17 protein-coding genes are annotated in these 17,405 nt (G+C 39.3%); 1 reads left to right on the top strand and 16 read right to left on the bottom strand.

Annotated features, from left to right (window positions below):
• Window positions 1-59 precede the first annotated feature (59 nt).
• From LCL91_RS04350 to LCL91_RS04310, 10 genes are all read right to left on the bottom strand, one after another.
• Complete coding sequence (locus LCL91_RS04350; protein WP_224880280.1) at window positions 60-605, bottom strand: hypothetical protein; 546 nt, start codon at window positions 603-605, stop codon at window positions 60-62.
• Between the two features lie 81 nt (window positions 606-686).
• Window positions 687-1,514 (bottom strand): aldo/keto reductase, encoded by an 828-nt coding sequence (locus LCL91_RS04345; RefSeq protein WP_224880278.1) that lies wholly within the window; start codon window positions 1,512-1,514, stop codon window positions 687-689.
• A 135-nt stretch (window positions 1,515-1,649) separates the two neighbouring features.
• Window positions 1,650-2,288, bottom strand: a complete 639-nt coding sequence (locus tag LCL91_RS04340) for a sterol desaturase family protein (RefSeq protein WP_224880276.1) — start codon at window positions 2,286-2,288, stop codon at window positions 1,650-1,652.
• 213 nt (window positions 2,289-2,501) lie between these two features.
• Entirely contained in the window at window positions 2,502-2,636 is a 135-nt protein-coding gene (locus tag LCL91_RS21970; protein WP_255461985.1) for a hypothetical protein, read from the bottom strand.
• A gap of 92 nt (window positions 2,637-2,728) precedes the next feature.
• Window positions 2,729-2,920 carry a hypothetical protein gene (locus LCL91_RS04335; protein WP_224880273.1) on the bottom strand — a complete coding sequence of 64 codons (192 nt, stop codon included), beginning with the start codon at window positions 2,918-2,920 and terminating at the stop codon, window positions 2,729-2,731.
• A gap of 88 nt (window positions 2,921-3,008) precedes the next feature.
• Window positions 3,009-3,629 (bottom strand): methanogen output domain 1-containing protein, encoded by a 621-nt coding sequence (locus LCL91_RS04330; protein ID WP_224880271.1) that lies wholly within the window; start codon window positions 3,627-3,629, stop codon window positions 3,009-3,011.
• A gap of 76 nt (window positions 3,630-3,705) precedes the next feature.
• A complete protein-coding gene (locus tag LCL91_RS04325) occupies window positions 3,706-5,016 on the bottom strand; it encodes a lysine N(6)-hydroxylase/L-ornithine N(5)-oxygenase family protein (protein ID WP_224880269.1) in 1,311 nt (436 codons plus the stop codon).
• A gap of 104 nt (window positions 5,017-5,120) precedes the next feature.
• The gene (locus LCL91_RS04320; protein WP_224880267.1) at window positions 5,121-5,540 is read right to left on the bottom strand and encodes a DUF4395 domain-containing protein; all 420 of its coding nucleotides are present in this window, start codon (window positions 5,538-5,540) and stop codon (window positions 5,121-5,123) included.
• Between the two features lie 104 nt (window positions 5,541-5,644).
• A complete protein-coding gene (locus LCL91_RS04315; protein ID WP_224880265.1) occupies window positions 5,645-5,941 on the bottom strand; it encodes an antibiotic biosynthesis monooxygenase family protein in 297 nt (98 codons plus the stop codon).
• 13 nt (window positions 5,942-5,954) lie between these two features.
• Entirely contained in the window at window positions 5,955-7,022 is a 1,068-nt protein-coding gene (locus tag LCL91_RS04310; RefSeq protein ID WP_224880263.1) for a nitric oxide synthase oxygenase, read from the bottom strand.
• A 245-nt stretch (window positions 7,023-7,267) separates the two neighbouring features.
• Here LCL91_RS04310 and LCL91_RS04305 point away from each other — a divergent pair, with 245 nt between their 5' ends.
• Entirely contained in the window at window positions 7,268-8,506 is a 1,239-nt protein-coding gene (locus LCL91_RS04305; RefSeq protein ID WP_224881207.1) for a YeeE/YedE family protein, read from the top strand.
• 91 nt (window positions 8,507-8,597) lie between these two features.
• Here LCL91_RS04305 and LCL91_RS04300 read toward each other — a convergent pair whose 3' ends face one another.
• The 6 genes from LCL91_RS04300 to LCL91_RS04275 all read right to left on the bottom strand — a co-directional run bounded on the left by LCL91_RS04300 (window position 8,598) and on the right by LCL91_RS04275 (window position 17,395).
• Window positions 8,598-8,804, bottom strand: coding sequence for a DUF6501 family protein (locus LCL91_RS04300; RefSeq protein WP_160919510.1), 207 nt, complete (start codon window positions 8,802-8,804; stop codon window positions 8,598-8,600).
• Window positions 8,805-8,934: 130 nt separating this feature from the next.
• Window positions 8,935-10,230: a 2-oxoglutarate dehydrogenase complex dihydrolipoyllysine-residue succinyltransferase gene (gene odhB, locus LCL91_RS04295; protein WP_224880261.1), complete on the bottom strand. Its 1,296-nt coding sequence runs from the start codon at window positions 10,228-10,230 to the stop codon at window positions 8,935-8,937.
• Entirely contained in the window at window positions 10,223-13,081 is a 2,859-nt protein-coding gene (locus LCL91_RS04290; protein WP_224880259.1) for a 2-oxoglutarate dehydrogenase E1 component, read from the bottom strand. The genes odhB and LCL91_RS04290 overlap by 8 nt, the downstream gene beginning before the upstream one ends.
• 389 nt (window positions 13,082-13,470) lie before the next feature.
• Window positions 13,471-14,454 (bottom strand): quinone oxidoreductase family protein, encoded by a 984-nt coding sequence (locus LCL91_RS04285; RefSeq protein ID WP_224880257.1) that lies wholly within the window; start codon window positions 14,452-14,454, stop codon window positions 13,471-13,473.
• Window positions 14,455-14,575: 121 nt separating this feature from the next.
• A complete protein-coding gene (locus LCL91_RS04280) occupies window positions 14,576-15,913 on the bottom strand; it encodes an aspartate aminotransferase family protein (RefSeq protein WP_224880255.1) in 1,338 nt (445 codons plus the stop codon).
• Window positions 15,914-15,928: 15 nt separating this feature from the next.
• Entirely contained in the window at window positions 15,929-17,395 is a 1,467-nt protein-coding gene (locus LCL91_RS04275) for a CoA-acylating methylmalonate-semialdehyde dehydrogenase (RefSeq protein WP_224880253.1), read from the bottom strand.
• Window positions 17,396-17,405: the final 10 nt, after the last annotated feature.

Below are 17,405 nucleotides of genomic sequence, written 5' to 3'. Positions count from 1 at the left end.
TCTCGAATTCGAGATAATTTCATCTCCTTTCCGTAACATTGTCAAATTTAATGAAAATGCTACCTCATCCATTTATACAAGATATCCTTATAGTAAAATTCAGGGGAAATCACAAGCGTCATTTCTTTTGCATCTCGATCGACAGGATAAATGAGCACAAGCCGAAATGAACCTTGGTTTTTCATCATGAATTTGTTCCAACCGTCTTGTTCAATGATGACAAAGTCGGCAGGTTCTACTTGCGAACCATTTACTTTTAGCTTTGAATAATAAGGCTTGAAATCGAGGCCAGCTTCTTGATCATTTTTCGCATAAAGTTCAAACCCAATGTACTCTTGTGTTTTATCTAATTCTTTTAAGATGGCTTCTTCAGGCAATTCATCCAACACATTAACTTCTAATCGAAAAAGCTCCTCCCCATCCATATCTTCTTCGACATATGGTTCACCAAGTTCATAGTACTCACGATCTGCCTGAGTCTTCGCGATAGGTGCTACAGAATTCACCGCTTCTGTACTCGATTCTCGAATCATGGTATACCACACACCTGAGAAAAAAGTAACGATCAATACTGATAGTACAAATCCATACAGCCATTTCCTCATTTTCTTCTCTCCCTTCACAATACAGACGTAACAAAAAAGGAATGGTTGCATACAAAAAGCCGGCACATGGCCGGCTTCGTCTTAAAAATCGAAGTTGTCAGGATCAGGACCCATTCGTTCATTCTGATTTAACTCATCAAGCGCGCGGATGTTATCTTGTGTTAATTCAAAATCAAAAACATCAAAGTTTTGTTTAATACGCTCGGGATTTGACGACTTAGGAATTGTTACTACTTCATGTTCAAGATCCCATCGAATGATCACTTGAGCAGTAGATTTACCGTGCTGCTCTGCAATTTCTTTCACAACTTTATGATCTAATAGTTTTCCCTGAGCAAGTGGTGACCATGCTTCTAGTTGAATAGAATGCTGTTTACAATACTCACGAAGCTCTTTTTGATTTAGAAGTGGATGGAATTCTACCTGGTTTACCATCGGTTTAATTTCTGCATCTTTCATTAAATCTTCAAGATGATTGGGATGGAAATTGCTGACACCAATGGCACGAATTCGACCATCTTTGTAGAGCTTCTCCATCGCTTTCCATGTCTCTTTATATTTGCCCTCTACAGGCCAATGAATTAAATAAAGGTCTAACGTATCAATTCCAAGCTTTGAAACCGTGTCTTCAAATGCTTGAAGGGTGGAATCATAGCCCTGATCATCATTCCATACTTTTGATGTAATAAAAAGTTCTTCACGTGGTGTACTGCTTTCTTTAATAGCAGCACCAACACCTTCTTCATTTTTGTATGCAGCAGCAGTATCGATCGCTTTATATCCTGCATCAATTGCGGCATTGACTGCTGTTTTTACTTCATCGTTATTCTCCATTTTCCAAACACCAAGACCAAGCGTTGGCATTTCTACGTCATTATGCAATGTTGTAGTTGTCCATTGTTTAACCATTTGAAATCTCCTCCATTATTCTTATACTCACAAGAGGACATTTCCCATTCTTATCACAATCTAATCATTTTTTACAGTTCCTATAGCATTTAACTCCAGTAAAGTAAGAAAAGAACTGTAGAGCACTGAGCTACTTCATAGCATTTTTACTTTAGAGGATGTATTTTCCGTTTTGATATTTCTAGCTGTTTGGCTTTTTCCTACTTCTTTTTCATCTTTTAATGTACCGAAGAGAACGTCAACAAATGGGTTTGTTACACCAAACCAATAATTTTCGTTTTTGTAGTGGTGCAGTAAATGCGTTTTTTTTAACCAATTTCCATATTTCGTTTTTGCTTTTCCAGGTTGATGTGCTTTAAAATGTCTCCATTCATATAGAAGCAGCATTACCATTAAACCCACTGCCACAGATATTGCGTTAGGTAAGCTATTCGTAATGAGATACATAATAAATGTAATTACTGCAAATTGTGGCGTGCTATACCAGATAGGCATAAATAATAGCTTTAGCTGATTTGGGTACTGATGATGATCATAATGTAATCGCTGAAGAACTTTTAAGAAGAACTTGTTTTTTGGAGCTTTTCTGTGAAAGAAAAAGCGATGAGTTGAATATTCACTTATACTAAAAATAAGTAGACCAAAAAGGGCAAATACGAGATATTCCGCTCTCAATCCTTCAATGAATAAATAAATAATGCCGCTCAATAGAAATAATGACATTATCATAATGTCCGGAAAAAATATAAACTTACTTACGTTAACTTTCTTCAACAGCTAATCCCCTTTGGTTTTGATTGATTAATCACAATAACGTTTTCTTGTTGTTAACTTTTTATCTCCTTTCTATTTATTGAGTGATCCATTTAAAAAATCAATATCACCTTTTAAGAAAGAGTAAGGACCTTCCTCTATTACCATTTCTTTCTTAAACAGTGTAATGAATTCGAGTGCAAAAATCAATAAAAAAACCATCCAAAAGGATGGCTAGAATTTAGTCGGTTTCTGTTTTAATCTTGATTTTTTATTAGAGTGTGCAATTGGAGAAGTTTGTACTTTTTCTCTTTCTGCTTTAGCATCCTGTTCGAATGCTTGCATGCCTTTTCCAAACAAAAGACTCATGATCTATCCCTCCTTATGTGTAACGTTAGTCCACCATTTCCGATTTTATTTCTTCTAAAACTTCATTCTTCAAATTTCTTCAAAAAAATTTTTTATTGGTGTGAAAGTACGTTTGCCGTTTCTCTACAATGAGATTGAACAGCAGTTAATCCATCTAATGATTGCTGTATTCGATCTCTATTTTGATCCTTCTCTACTGTTGATAACGCTTGTTGTAAACAACGACTCGCTTCTTCTAGAGCTTGACAACTCTCTTGAACATATCCTCTAGCGTTTTTCTCCATATTTATCACCCCTTTGTCATTAGTTTCTGATTAATTCCGAATTTCATACAAAAAAACCCAGCCCATCACTGCCAGGCTGGTTTTAGTTCTAACGATTGTCAACTTGATTTTTAAGTTCTTCTAATTCTTGAAGCAATTTCATTACCATCTCATCACTCCGTTTTAACTCTTGATTTAAGAGTGTGATGGTATCTTCCTCCCACGTAAAAGGGTCACCATTCTCGGGCGTAATTGGAAGGTTTTCATAACGGTCTCCCGTTTCAATTCCGGGTTCAAATGCTATCATTACTTCACAACCTGGGTCACCGAGTGCAATTCTTTTCCGGAGATTTACTTCACCATACTTAAAATGCCTTGCTGCGATTCCCCCAAACACACTTGATGTCATGGTACAAAGATGTGGTGCGTTCATTACTTGATCTCCAAATGGACAGCGATTTGCTTTCACAATCACATAGGTAGGAGTAACTTCTGATATATAGAACTCTCCTCCAATAGAATTCTTTATATCAACGATCACCCTAGCATAGTCATCAGGCGTCCATTCAAGAAGACGATAGTGAGACTCTAGCCACTCTCCCGTTCTAATTCCAAGCTGTTTGATGTATTCTTCTGCAGCAGCTCCAATTGCTCTATGATGAATGCTCGCGTACTGAGTAAGCAACTTTGCAAGAAAATTGTTGGATGTTAGTGATTGGGATTGATTCATGGGACCATCACACTCATCACCGTTCCTTTCTATTTTCTTTTATCATAAAATGTTTAGCTTTAAATAGAAAGTTTAACTACTCTTTTACTTCAAATTGTTGAAAGATATTTCCTTCAAGGATCGGGTAAAACTCTTTTCCTAAAAGCTCATTAATAATAATTTTATTTCGATTAACAGCAAGCCCTAAATTTGTGGATCCTACTCCATGCGTATGTTGCATGCCGCTGTGTACAAAGATATTCGCATTCGCTTCTTTCTTTAATCGAAGACGGTAATCCTTTGTTACATGGTAGCGTCCCTTTTCATCCCACTCAATTAAATGCTGAAGGTCTTCAAGGCAGTGAGGAATTAATGGACGATAGCCAGTGCCCGCCACCACAACTTCACTTTCAATAAGAAACTTTTTATCCTTTTGCCATTGAAGACATTCTAATTCATAACCAGTACCGTCTTCTTTTTCTTTAATCCCGTTTACTTCTATTAATGGCATTAATGTGACATCCATCTTTTCGCCACCTACAGATTGTTCATATAACAGGTTATATATGTCAGTAATAGTATGAGGACTAATTCCTTTGTAGAGAAGTTGTTGACCACTAAAAATGTCATCTTTTTGAGCCTGAGGTAGGTCATAGAAATAATCGACATACTCGGGTGAAAAATGCTCAAGGCTTAATCTAGTTTCCTCCATTGGGAAAAAACCTTGTGAGCGTGTTATCCAATTGAGTGAATACCCATGCTCTTTTCGGTCTTTCAAAAGTTCCCTGAAAATTTCTGCAGAACTCTGACCTGACCCAATAACAGTGATACTTTTTGCCTTAGAACAGCGGTCAGTATGCTGAAGGAATGTTGATGAATGAAATACATCTTCTTCTTTCATCCCCTGAAGCGATGAAGGTAAAGAAGGAACGGTCCCAACACCAAGTATCATATTTTTAGCAGAGTACGTATTCACATCTCCTGTTTCGAGGTTTTCAACAACCACTTCATAATGTTCAACAGGATCACCTACAGGTACAATGCTCGTTACTTTTGTACCGAATCGGCAGCTTTCTAACTGACCTGCTGCCCATTGGCAATAGTGGTTATATTCATTTCGAGGCATTTCAAGTCGTTGCAAGAAATAGAAGTTATATAAGCGGTTTTGATGTTTCAAATAATTTAAATAACTATATGGATTTGTTGGGTCCGCCATCGTGACCAAATCCGCCATGAACGGTACCTGTAATCTGGTTCCTTCAATTAACATACCTGGATGCCAATCAAATTCAAGTTTTTGATCGAAAAACAAAGCATTCACTTCATTTATTGGATCCAATAATGCAGCTAATCCTAAATTAAATGGTCCAATTCCTACACCGATTAAGTCATAAATCTTCTCTCTCATCCAAACCTATCCTTTCTAATCTTCATCGTCTCTCTTTCTTTAGTATATCAGAAATTAACTTTTCAGGTTTTTCAGTCAAAAAAAAAGACAGCCAAAGCTGCCTTTTAAGAATGCTGTGACCGTCTATATTGATATTGCTTCCATTGAAAACGAACAAAACAACCGATACAGAAGCCTAGAATAGCGATAAACGAAGCTAAAGCTACTAGGACTGCAGCCGTGATTGCTAACCATTCAATAGAAAACATGTGAGCTATAAAAGAAATGGTAAGAAGCGATACAGCTATTTTCTGATTGAAATTTTGTTGATCGGCATCCTCAGGAATATATTGATTAAGTGGTTTCTTTAAGAATTTTTTTCCCAGTTTCAGCACTGGATTAAAATAAAGTAACAAACCCATCAATCCAGCAATGAGTGGGATCAGGAGGAAAAGCCAATGTGAAAAGAATACAAAACCTGTAGCAAATATAAAAATAAACGATTGATTTAATCGAACTAGTGGCCTGGGGATAGATGAAGGCATTACAAAACCAACCTTTCTTATAGGAATATAACTATATCCTAGCATACCCTTTTCTAAATAGCTTGTATAGTTTTTTGCATATAAAAACCCACAAAAATGTGGGTTTAAAGATCTGAGTCAAGGGGTGCAAGATGCTCCATCTCTACGTTTTCAAGAAATGGGTCCACTAAAGACGTAAATTTTTCAAATCGATCGGATGACATGAAGCCTTCCGTATGTGATGTAAGTGTTTCCCATTCAATGAAAATGACGTATTTACGTTCTGTTTCAATTGATTTCAACAAGCGATAATTCATGTATCCATCGGTTTCTGCAATGTAACGTACAGCTTCTTTAAATGTCGCTTCAAATTTTGATTCAAGACCTTCATGAATGGTGAAATAAGCTTTTTCAATAACCAAGTTTCTCCCTCGCTTAATAAGGTTTTGATTGATAAAAATAGTTCGGTGTTACAATTTTGTTTTTGTAAGGTTTATGGAAGATATGAGTCGTAGCTGGCGACACAGGCGGAATTAGCCAAGTCCAATTTCCAGTAACTTCTCGCTCGGCCTTCTCTTCATTTTGCTCAAATTTTTGAAATTGTTTTGCAGCTGTATGATGATCGACAATACTTACCCCTTTATTTTGATAGGAATAAAGGACAGCCCTATTTAGTTCAACTAATGCGCGATCTTTCCAAAGCGTTGCATTTGAACTTGTATCAAGGTCTAAGAGTTTAGCTACATCCGGCAAAAGATTGTACCGGTCAGTATCAGCTAAATTTCTTGCCCCTATTTCTGTGCCCATATACCAGCCATTAAATGGCGCGGCATCATAACTAATACCGCCAATTTCTAATCGCATATCTGAAATGATGGGGACGCCATACCATTGTGCATGCAATGGTGTGAAATCGTAGTCCGGGTGTTGAATCACGACTTGAAGTACGTCTTCATTCGGAATTTCAACGAAACTTGGTAAAGCTCCATCTATTGAGAAAACTAGCGGAAGTATATCATATTGTGTTCCCTTTCCTTCCCATCCAAGTTTCATGACTTCCTTAGTAAAAGCGACCGAATCAGGGTCACCAATCGTACCTTTATCAGTATTATAACCTGCATAACGAATTAGCTGATGGTTCCATACACGAACTTTACCAGGCTGAAAAATAGTAATCGTTGGCTTAATTTTTCCGCCGTTTGTCGCGATGCGAATGTGGTGCAGAAGGGCATCCGCTACTTCTTTAGGTTTTGAAGCATACCGCGCATCTAACACAGTCATCGTATTCCAGAACAGGCGACCAATACACTTATTGCTGTTTCTCCAGGCCATTTTAGCTCCTTGAGCAAGTTCGTCATATGTATGAGTATAGGCACCTGTTGCTTTAACTTCATGCATAATTTCCTTTTTACGATCTTCTATGCGTGACGGATCGATCGTTAGTTCAGCATAAGCTTGATGAATAAAATCAAATGCTTTTTCAATTAATTGCTCATTATCCATTGTCTCAACCTCCAATAGCCTGAGACGGTTTTAAAACCTAATCTTAAGCTCCTGATGAATAAATTAATCTCTATTGATACATGTGTCATTATAGCACAATCTCCAAGTAGAGAAAGATATGTCCATTTCATCGATAGAGGTAAAAAGATTTGGTATGTAATAGTTTACAGATATAAAAAAATCATGTAGGATATACGAATCAATTCATACTAAATACATCGGAATGAGGTGCATTATACATGGCAATGGAACAACCAGTTCACTCTTCAAAAACAAATTTACAGTTACCTTTCTTAAAAGCTCCTCAAAAGCCCGTTTTAACAGGGGGCTTTTTAGTCATTGGTCTACTCGCATTACTATTATTGGTCGATCAAGGAATTCAGCAACTTGTCTTATTTGGTTTAGGATTACTACTTGGTTATTGTTTATTACATGCAAGATTTGGTTTCACTTCTGCTTTCAGACAATTATTAAGTGTAGGAAATGGAACAGCCATTCAGTCGCATATGTTGATGCTTGCGGTAGCTAGCACGCTGTTTGCGCCGATTCTCTCTAACAGCTTTGGATTATTTGGAACGACTCCAACAGGATATGTATTTCCTGTTGGAACAAGCGTAGTGGTTGGTTCATTCTTATTTGGAATTGGGATGCAGCTAGGCGGTGGATGCGCTTCAGGTACGCTCTATACAGTAGGGTGGGGAAAAACTGAAATGCTACTTACTCTTTTTGGTTTTATCGTCGGATCTGTTATCGGTGCATGGCACTTTGATTTCTGGGTAAATCAAATGCCCTCTTTTAAAGCGATTTCCTTAGCTGAAGATACTGGATTGGGATATTTTGGTGCCTGGATTGTGCAACTTGCATTGTTTGGGATTATTTTTTTCGCTGTAAAATTCATCGCTAAAAAACGAAAGCCACCAAAAATGAAGCCTCTTCCTACAACATCAGGATGGAAGCGGATTTTTCGTGGCTCATGGCCGATTTGGATTGCAGCAATCGCATTAGCTGTTTTAAATGCCCTCACATTGATATCGCGCGGAAATCCATGGGGAATTACGTCCGCTTTTGCTTTATGGGGATCAAAAATCGCGTTATTTCTTGGAATTGATGTAACACAATGGGGATATTGGTCAGGGACAAAAGGGGAAGCACTCCAGCAATCGATTCTTACTGATTCAACAAGCGTCATGAACTTTGGTGTTATTCTTGGTGCATTTGTGGCAGCAGGCGCTGGCGGCGCCTTTATCATGAGAAGAGTGCCATTTAAGTTAGCAGCCGCATCGATCATTGGAGGACTGCTTATGGGATATGGTGCCAGACTAGCTTTCGGATGTAATATAGGTGCCTATTTTGGCGGAATAGCTTCCTTTAGTCTCCACGGCTGGGTTTGGATGGTCGTCGCTCTCGCAGGATCCTATCTTGCTCTGTACTTAAGACCGATTTTTGGATTAAAGAACCCTAACAAAAATGATCAATTTTGTTAGGAGATGTAAGGGACATTGGGGATAATCCAGTGTTCCTTTTTTTCGTTAATAAAATAAAAAACCAGATCAATTTTGATCTGGCTTTATACACTCATTCTACTTCTTCAAAATACTCTTTATAAAACCCACCGATTTTACCACTATTGTCTAAAACGAATAAAAATTCTTCTGTTTCATTTTTCACTTCATAAGTTTTTCCTTCAGTTAAAACGCGGTTCACCATATACTTCTTTGCATCAGTATGTATGCACTTCACCTTTTTAATCGTCGATGTCTCTTTCCATGTTTGATGAATCAAATCTTTCACCCCTTTCAACTTTCTTTCTATTCTACATGACAGGAACGATAAGATAAAGGATCTACCTTCTCCTTTCAAAAATGTAGAAGTAGAAAAAGAACCTGAATCAGTAGATTCAGGTTCTTTCGTTTTATCCTTCTAGAAGAAGCTGTTCTGGGTCTTCAAGAAGTTCTTTAATTTTAGCAAGGAAGCTAACTGCTTCTCCACCGTCTACAATACGGTGATCATAGGATAGGGCAATGTACATCATCGGACGGTTTTCCATTCGTTCCTGATCAATTGCCATAGGGCGCCACTGGATCTTGTGCATACCTAGTATACCAACTTGAGGTGCATTTAGAATCGGTGTTGAAAGCATCGATCCAAAGATTCCTCCGTTTGTAATCGTAAATGATCCACCTTGTAGTTCATCAAGTTTGAGTTTATTGTCTCGTGCTTTCTTTGCAAGATTACCAATTTCTTGTTCTATTCCTGCAAAAGATAGCTTGTCTGCATCACGAACGACTGGTACTACTAAACCTTCTTCTGCTCCAACCGCGATACCGATATCATAAAATTTCTTCAATACAATATCAGTATCCTGAATTTCAGCGTTTAGACGTGGATATTTCTTAAGTGCGCCAACAACAGCTTTCGTAAAGAAGGACATAAAGCCAAGCTTCACATCATTATCTTCAAGGAATTTATCTTTGCGACGTTTCCGAAGTTCCATAATTGCCGTCATGTCTACTTCGTTAAAAGTTGTTAGCATTGCTGCAGTATGCTGAACTTCAACAAGACGTTTCGCAATAGTTTGACGACGACGAGACATCTTAACTCTCTCAACTGGTTTGCCGTCATTCGCTTCAGGAGATGGCTTTTGTTGCTTAGGTGCCTCTTGTTTCTTTTCCTTAGGAGCTTCTTTTTGGTTCGCTTTGTCTGCATGAGCCTTCACATCGTCTGGACGAACGCGACCTAATGGATCACGCGTTTCAACATTATTCAGATCAACGCCTAGTTCACGTGCAAGCTTTCTTGCAGAAGGGGAAGCTACTGTACGTTCATTCTCAGATTTTTCGTCTTCTGAAGATTCTGTTGCATGCGCCTTAGATTCTTCGTTTGACTTTGCTTCTTCAGGTGCTTCTTTCTCTTCTTTCTTTGCTTCTTCTTTTCCAGAAGAGTCTTGATCTGACGACTTAGAAGAACTACCTTCTCCGTTGCCAAGGTAAGCAATAATCTCTCCAACTTCAACATTATCGCCAGGCTCTTTCAAAAGCTCTTCAATGACGCCATCGTTTTCTGCACTCACTTCAATGTTAACTTTATCTGTTTCAAGCTCAACAAGGTTGTCACCTTTTTCAACTTTGTCGCCTACTTTGATTAACCATTGAGAAATGGTACCTTCTGTAATGGATTCTGCTAGTTCTGGTACTTTAACTTCAATCACGACGATTACCTCCTTGATGGGAAACAGTTTTAGATGGTTCTAGTACTTCCTGAATGATTCGTTCTTGATCTTTTTTATGCACATTAGGTTCCCCGCCAGCAGGACTTGAACGATCAGGACGTCCTACATAGCTTACAGAAACGCCTTCTGGTGCCGTCTCCCTTAAACGAGGAGAAATGTAATTCCAAGATCCCATATTTTTTGGTTCTTCTTGCAGCCAGATAATTTCTTTGACGTTTGAATAGCGGTCAAATATGTTTTTCACTTCTTCTTCAGGGAATGGATATAGCTGTTCTACTCTAAGAACGTGGAGCCAATCGTACTTCTCATCAGAAGACTCTATTTCAGTTGCAAGGTCTACAGCTACTTTACCAGTACATAAAACAATACGCTCTACTTTATCTTTCTTTTCACCAAGTCCTGCTTGCTCAACAACGCTCAAGAATTGGCCTTGACTAAATTCAAAGCCAGGAGATGATGTGCGCTGATTACGAAGAAGGCTCTTTGGCGTCATAATAACAAGTGGACGCACTTCCTGTTTCTCTAGAATAGCCGCTTGTCTTCTTAAAATGTGGAAGTACTGAGCAGCACTCGTTAAATTAGCAACTGTCCAGTTATTTTCAGCAGCTAATGTCAAGAAGCGTTCAACTCGGCCACTGGAATGTTCTGGACCTTGACCTTCGTAACCATGCGGTAGTAAAAGAACCATTCCTGATTTTTGTCCCCATTTCGCTCGACCGGCCGAAACGAATTGATCAAAAATGACTTGAGCAGCATTCGCAAAGTCGCCATACTGCGCTTCCCAAATAACGAGCGTTTCTGGTGCAAACACGTTATATCCGTATTCAAACCCGACCACTGATGCTTCAGAAAGTGGACTATTGTGAATCGCAAAGGACGATTCAGCTTCTGGTAATTCATGTAGTGGACAAAAAGTTTCGCCTGTTTCTTTATCGTGAAGAACGAGATGACGCTGAGCAAATGTTCCGCGCTGAGAGTCCTGCCCTGTAATACGAATTGGCGTTCCGTCGCTAAGAATTGAAGCAAATGCCAACGTTTCACCTAGCGCCCAATCTACTTTACCGCCTTCTTCTAACATATCAATTCGGCGTTTTAGAATGCGCTCAAGCTTAGGATAAACATTAAATCCATCTGGACGGCTTAACAGTTTGTTGTTAATATCTTTTAGCGTTTCTAGTGAAACAGCTGTATCGATAGAAGGGAGTCCCTTCACAATTTCTTTTGGTGGTTGTAGCTCTTGTACTTCGCCATCGCCGTCTCCACCTTTAGCGATCTTGTCGTATTCAGTCTGAAGCTCAGAAAGAACTTCTTCATCTAACTTTTCGCCCTGACCGTCTTCAATCACGCTTTGCTCAGTTAAATACTTTGCATAGCTCGCTCGAACAGTAGGATGATTCTTAATTTTTTCATATAAATGTGGCTGAGTAACGGCTGGATCATCCATTTCATTATGACCGAAACGACGATAGCCAATTAAATCAATAAGGAAATCTTTATTAAACTTCATTCGATATTCATACGCAAGATGCATCGCTGCAAGACAAGCTTCCGGATCATCGGCGTTCACGTGAACAATCGGAATTTCGTATCCTTTTGCTAGATCGCTAGCATACTTTGTAGATCTTGAATCCGTGCTTTCCGTTGTAAAACCTAGCTGATTATTGGCGATGATATGAATTGTACCACCGGTATGATATCCCTTTAGCTGACTTAAGTTTAGCGTTTCTGCTACCACACCTTCGCCTGGAAAAGCAGCGTCACCATGGATTAATATCGCAAAAGATTTAGTGAAATCTTGCTTCGGTTCACCTTTTTCATTACGCGTTTCTTGTGCAGCGCGAGCATAACCTTCTACAACAGGATCCACAAACTCAAGGTGACTTGGATTATTGGCTAGTGTAATGGTTGCACTGGCTGTTTCCGAATCCTCGATTTGTCTGTCAGCACCCATGTGATATTTGACATCGCCTGTCCAACCATAGTTAATCCCCATTGAACCTTCAGAAGGAACAAGTTCCTTGTTTGGTGCATGGTGGAATTCCGCAAAAATCTTTTCGTAAGGCTTATTTAAAACATGTGTAAGAACATTTAAGCGACCACGGTGAGCCATTCCAATCATAACGTTCTTAGCACCATCACTTGCACCGCATTTAATTACATCATCTAGCATTGGCACCATAGCATCAACGCCCTCAATCGAGAATCGCTTTTGGCCAACAAATGTTTTATGAAGGAATTTTTCAAAACCTTCTACTTCTGTTAGTCTTCTTAGCAGTGCGATACGATCGTCATTCGTAAGCGTACGGCTTACAGAATCGTTCTCAACCATCTCATCTAACCATTTACGTTCATCTTCCGCATGAACATGAGTAAACTCATAAGACATGGACTTTGTATAAAGATCTTGAAGTTTTTGAATTGCTTGTAATCCATTAGTGACATCTCTTGGTGCATTCTCCCAAATAACTTGAGCAGGAATCGCTTTCAAGTCTTCATCGGAAAGCCCGTAATTTTGAGGTGTCATGAAATCTTGATCAGATTTTTCATTTGTTAGCGGATTAATTGCTGCTGCCAAATGCCCATATGTACGAATGTTGTCGGCTAATTTAACAGCAGAAATAACCTTTTTGAGGTTGGCGGGCTGACTAGTAGATTCAATGACTTCCTGTGATGAAGGTGGAGGTCCCCACTGATCAAATTTTTGGCGCATCTCAGGATCAACTGACTCAGGATCCTCTTGATATTTCTCGTATAATTCAATGGCATAGCCAAGGTTTGGTCCATAAAATTCTTGCCATGGATGTTCCACTCTGGACTGTTTGGTATTCAAAGCATGCTACCTCCCTGCTGGGTTTAATCTCAAATCGTGCATTGAACGGTTTCTAACTTCGTTAAAGTTTGGTTTCTTACTAGTTCTTTACACTCTTTTCACTTTTTGAAACATTCTTTTAAAAAAACGCTTTCATTGATATTTTAGCATAGTATTAGATTGCTCACAAAACTTTCAAGCAAATTTCCGAAAAAATTTTCAACAACATTGAATTTTCACTGAAAAATATTTCGAATATTAACACAGTGCAATACTAAATTACCACAAAGTGTTAACATAGTGAATAGGCAATAGCGATTTTCTAACAGAGAATATTAAAACTAATTTCTCCATGTAAAAAAGACGACCAAATTCGATCGTCTTTGTTTGATGCACGCTTCCTTTTTCAATCAAGGAGTTAAGATTAATTTCCCTTTCGTTTGGCGTCCTTGAAGCATACGATGAACATCAGCTGCCTTTTCTAACTCAAAAACCCCACCAATCGTCAATTTAAGTTCTCCACTCTGCATATAGTTTAGGAGTTCTTCTAGACTCTTCTGATAAAGTGATGGCTTACGCATCATCTGTGGTAGGAAAAAGCCAACAACTGACTGATTTTTCTCCATTAAGGAAGATGGATAAAAGCGGCTTTGTTCTCCACTTGCTACCCCATATATGACGAGTCGTCCGAAAGGTCCAAGGCAATTCAACGATTTTCTGAAAACGTCTCCTCCTGCCATTTCAAGAATAACATCTACTCCCTTACCTTCCGTAGCTTCTAAAACTTCTTGTTCCCAGCCTTCTTTCGTATAATCGATCGTAATATCTGCTCCCATATCAGCTGCAAGCTTTCTTTTCTCTTCACTGCTTGCTGTACCAATGATTGTTTTAGCTCCCCATAGTCTGGCGAGCTGTACGGCAATTGTACCAACGCCGCCTGCTGCAGCATGAATCAAAACCGTTTCTCCATTTTCAAAACGTCCCATTGTCTTAAGTGTGTGATAAGCACTTAATCCTTGTAGAGGTAGAGCTACTGCATACTGAGGATCAACGCCATCTGGAATCGCAATCAGTCCTCTTTCATCAGCTAACGTATATTCTGCATAACCTGTTGCATTTTTTGTACCTAATAACGTGACCACCGAAGAACCTGGTTTTACTGAAGTCACTTTTTCCCCAACTGCTTTTACAACACCAGCCACTTCAGAACCTGGCACATACGGCAGAGGTGTTTCCACAACATATTGCCCTTCTCTTCTTGCGGTATCTGCGTAATTAACCCCGATGGCCTGAATCTCAATAAGTACTTCGTGTCCTTTTGGCTCCGGTACATCTAAGTCGATTAGTTTCAACACTTCCGGACCACCAAACTCTGTTAATTGAATCGCTTTCATTTTCTTCCCCCTTTATTAACTAACCAGTCGGTATGTAACACCTTTACTATAAACCAATTATTTTAATTATTCAATCTTTTTATAACGAGTCCATAGGAAAAAGTGCGCTTGAAGCGCACCTTTATAAATCGGATATTCCTTCTACAATGGTATCAACAAGTAAATCGATGTCTTTTTCTTCGATCATTAATGGAGGAGCCATCGTAAGCACATTATTATAACCTGCTACGGTGTCACCATTTTTCCCGATAATTACTCCCTTCGATTTGCAATAACCGATCACTTTGTTTAGTTCCCCCACGGCAAGCGGTTTTTTTGTCCTTTTGTCTTCAACAAGCTCAATTCCAATCAACAACCCTTTCCCACGGATATCCCCAACATTGGAATGAGAAGATAACTGCTCTATTAATTGACGCTTCAGCTTTTCTCCTAATTCTTGCGACCGCTCGAAAAGCTTTTCCCGTTCCATTATTTCTAGATTTTTTAGAGCAAGTGCGCATGATGCAGGATTACCTCCGAATGTATTTATGTGACGAAAGTGATCATATGAATCTTTCCCTTTAAATGCCTCATAAATTTCTTCTTTCACCGCTGTAGCTGATAAAGGAAGGTACCCACTCGTTAGCCCCTTTGCCATTGTTACAATGTCAGGTTTAACATCGTAATTCATAAAACCAAATGCTTTTCCTGTTCTTCCAAAACCACAAATCACTTCATCACAGATTAAAAGAGCACCGTGCTTTTCGCACACTTCTTTTACGGATTTCATGTAGTCTTTTTGAGGCATGATGATTCCTCCACCTGTGATGATGGGTTCCATGATCATTGCTGCTACAGTCTGACTTAGTTCCCAGGTCATCAGATCGTCAACTGCTTTGACGGAAGCAAGTTCAACCCGATCGTCTTCTACATCACGGTACGTATCTGGTGGTTGCACATGTAAAAAGCCCTGGCCAAGCGGTTCATACTTATACTTCCGCTGTGCCTGACCGGTTGCAGCTAATGACCCCATCGTATTTCCGTGATAGGCCCGATAGCGTGAAACAATTTTATGTCTACTTCCTTCCCCTTTTTGCTCATGATATTGCCTGGCGATCTTAAATGCAGTTTCATTTGCCTCAGAACCACTGTTTGAAAAGAAGATGACATATCCTCCACCAAGCATTTCATTTAACTTTTCCGCTAATTTAATCGCCGGAGCATGTGTATGTGTTAAGGGATAATAAGATAGTTCTTTAAGCTGATCGAAAGCTGCTTGAGCGAGTTCTTCTCGACCATATCCAACATTCACACACCAAAGACCCGCCATAGCATCAAGAAATTGATTCCCATCGTAATCAGATAACCACGCGCCTTTTGCTTTTTCAATGACCATTGTCGATTTCGGATCATATGGCCGCATCGCATGCCATACATATTTCTCGTCTTTTCCTGCAAGATTCTCGTGAGCAGTTTGCATACTCTTCACTCCCCTCTAGTAGTCAAAACGAGTTGTAATCATTTTTCTTCTTGTATAAAAATTGACACCATCTTTTCCATTTGCATGCAGATCCCCATAGAAAGAATCTTTCCATCCTGAAAAAGGGAAAAAAGCCATAGGCGCTGGTACACCAACATTAACACCAAGCATCCCCGCATCTGCTTCTTCACGGAATTGCCTAATTACACCTGCATCTTTCGTATAAATCGTCGCACCATTTCCATATCGTGATTTACGAAGAATGCCGAGAGCGGCATCGATCGAATCTGCATGTAGCAAGCTTAGAACAGGTGCGAATATTTCTTCTTTCGCAATCGTCATATCAGGCGTTACTTCATCAAATATTGTTGGTCCAAGAAAGTTCCCTTCTTCGTGAGCATCCATATCCATACGACCATCACGAATTAACGCTGCCCCTTCTTCTAATCCTTTATCGATATAACCTAGCACTTTTTCTCGATGAGATTTTCGGATAACAGGAGTTAGTAGAACTTCTTCATCTAAACCATTTCCCATTTTTAAATCATCTGCTTTTTCTTTAAGTGCAGATATAAATGACTCACCGTCTCCAACAATTACAACGGCACTACAAGCCATACAACGCTGTCCAGCACTACCAAATGTTGAACTTATGACTTGTTGTACAGCTTTCTCAATATCAGCATCTGGCATAACAATATGATGATTTTTGGCTCCAGAAAGGGCCTGCACTCTTTTACCACGAGAGGCAGCTTCTTCATAGACATATTTAGCAACCGGTTGGGATCCGACAAATGAAATAGCTTTTATGTCATCATGTTCTAATAACCCATTTACAACGTCATGTGCACCGTGCACGATATTAAATACGCCTTTTGGTAATCCTGCTTCTGTTAATAATTCAGCCATACGATTAGCTAGAATTGGCGTTCGTTCAGAAGGCTTTAAGACAAACGTATTCCCACACGCGATCGCAAGTGGAAACATCCAATGTGGCACCATCATTGGAAAGTTAAAAGGTGTAATCCCTCCGACTACTCCTACTGGATAACGGAACATTTCTGAATCAATATTTTCTGCAATCGTCGACAGATTGTCTCCCATCAATAAAGAAGGGGCACCTGTTGCAAACTCTACACACTCAATACCTCGAAGCACTTCTCCATGAGCTTCTTTAAAGCTTTTACCATTTTCTTTTACAACTAGTTCTGCTAGATCATCATGGTGTTTCATTAAAAGGGAGTGATATTTGAAAAGGATACGTGCCCTCTTCGGAACAGGTACTTTACTCCATGTTTGAAAGGCAGCTGATGCTGCACTAACCGCAAGATCCACGTCCTCTTTTGAAGACAGTGGCACAAATGCTAGGTTTTCATCCGTTGCAGGATTTGGTACCTCAAGCGTATCTTTACTTTTGGCGCTCACCCATTCTCCGTTAACAAAGTTTTTTAATAAAGTGGTTTCTTTTTTTACAACAGTCATCACATGCCCT

The organism is Guptibacillus hwajinpoensis (genome assembly GCF_020171785.1).
Lineage (GTDB): Bacteria > Bacillota > Bacilli > Bacillales > Guptibacillaceae > Guptibacillus > Guptibacillus sedimenti.
This window is presented reverse-complemented; position numbering and strand designations above follow the sequence as displayed.

What these genes read in the sequence shown, in the direction of transcription:
- LCL91_RS04350 (WP_224880280.1), bottom strand. Translation starts at nt 605, where the DNA reads ATGAGGAAATGGCTGTATGGATTTGTACTATCAGTATTGATCGTTACT.
- LCL91_RS04280 (WP_224880255.1), bottom strand. Translation starts at nt 15,913, where the DNA reads ATGCAAACTGCTCACGAGAATCTTGCAGGAAAAGACGAGAAATATGTA.
- LCL91_RS04305 (WP_224881207.1), top strand. Translation starts at nt 7,268, where the DNA reads ATGGAACAACCAGTTCACTCTTCAAAAACAAATTTACAGTTACCTTTC.
- LCL91_RS04325 (WP_224880269.1), bottom strand. Translation starts at nt 5,016, where the DNA reads ATGAGAGAGAAGATTTATGACTTAATCGGTGTAGGAATTGGACCATTT.
- LCL91_RS04330 (WP_224880271.1), bottom strand. Translation starts at nt 3,629, where the DNA reads ATGAATCAATCCCAATCACTAACATCCAACAATTTTCTTGCAAAGTTG.
- LCL91_RS04335 (WP_224880273.1), bottom strand. Translation starts at nt 2,920, where the DNA reads ATGGAGAAAAACGCTAGAGGATATGTTCAAGAGAGTTGTCAAGCTCTA.
- LCL91_RS04285 (WP_224880257.1), bottom strand. Translation starts at nt 14,454, where the DNA reads ATGAAAGCGATTCAATTAACAGAGTTTGGTGGTCCGGAAGTGTTGAAA.
- LCL91_RS04310 (WP_224880263.1), bottom strand. Translation starts at nt 7,022, where the DNA reads ATGGATAATGAGCAATTAATTGAAAAAGCATTTGATTTTATTCATCAA.
- LCL91_RS21970 (WP_255461985.1), bottom strand. Translation starts at nt 2,636, where the DNA reads ATGAGTCTTTTGTTTGGAAAAGGCATGCAAGCATTCGAACAGGATGCT.
- LCL91_RS04320 (WP_224880267.1), bottom strand. Translation starts at nt 5,540, where the DNA reads ATGCCTTCATCTATCCCCAGGCCACTAGTTCGATTAAATCAATCGTTT.
- LCL91_RS04275 (WP_224880253.1), bottom strand. Translation starts at nt 17,395, where the DNA reads ATGACTGTTGTAAAAAAAGAAACCACTTTATTAAAAAACTTTGTTAAC.
- LCL91_RS04345 (WP_224880278.1), bottom strand. Translation starts at nt 1,514, where the DNA reads ATGGTTAAACAATGGACAACTACAACATTGCATAATGACGTAGAAATG.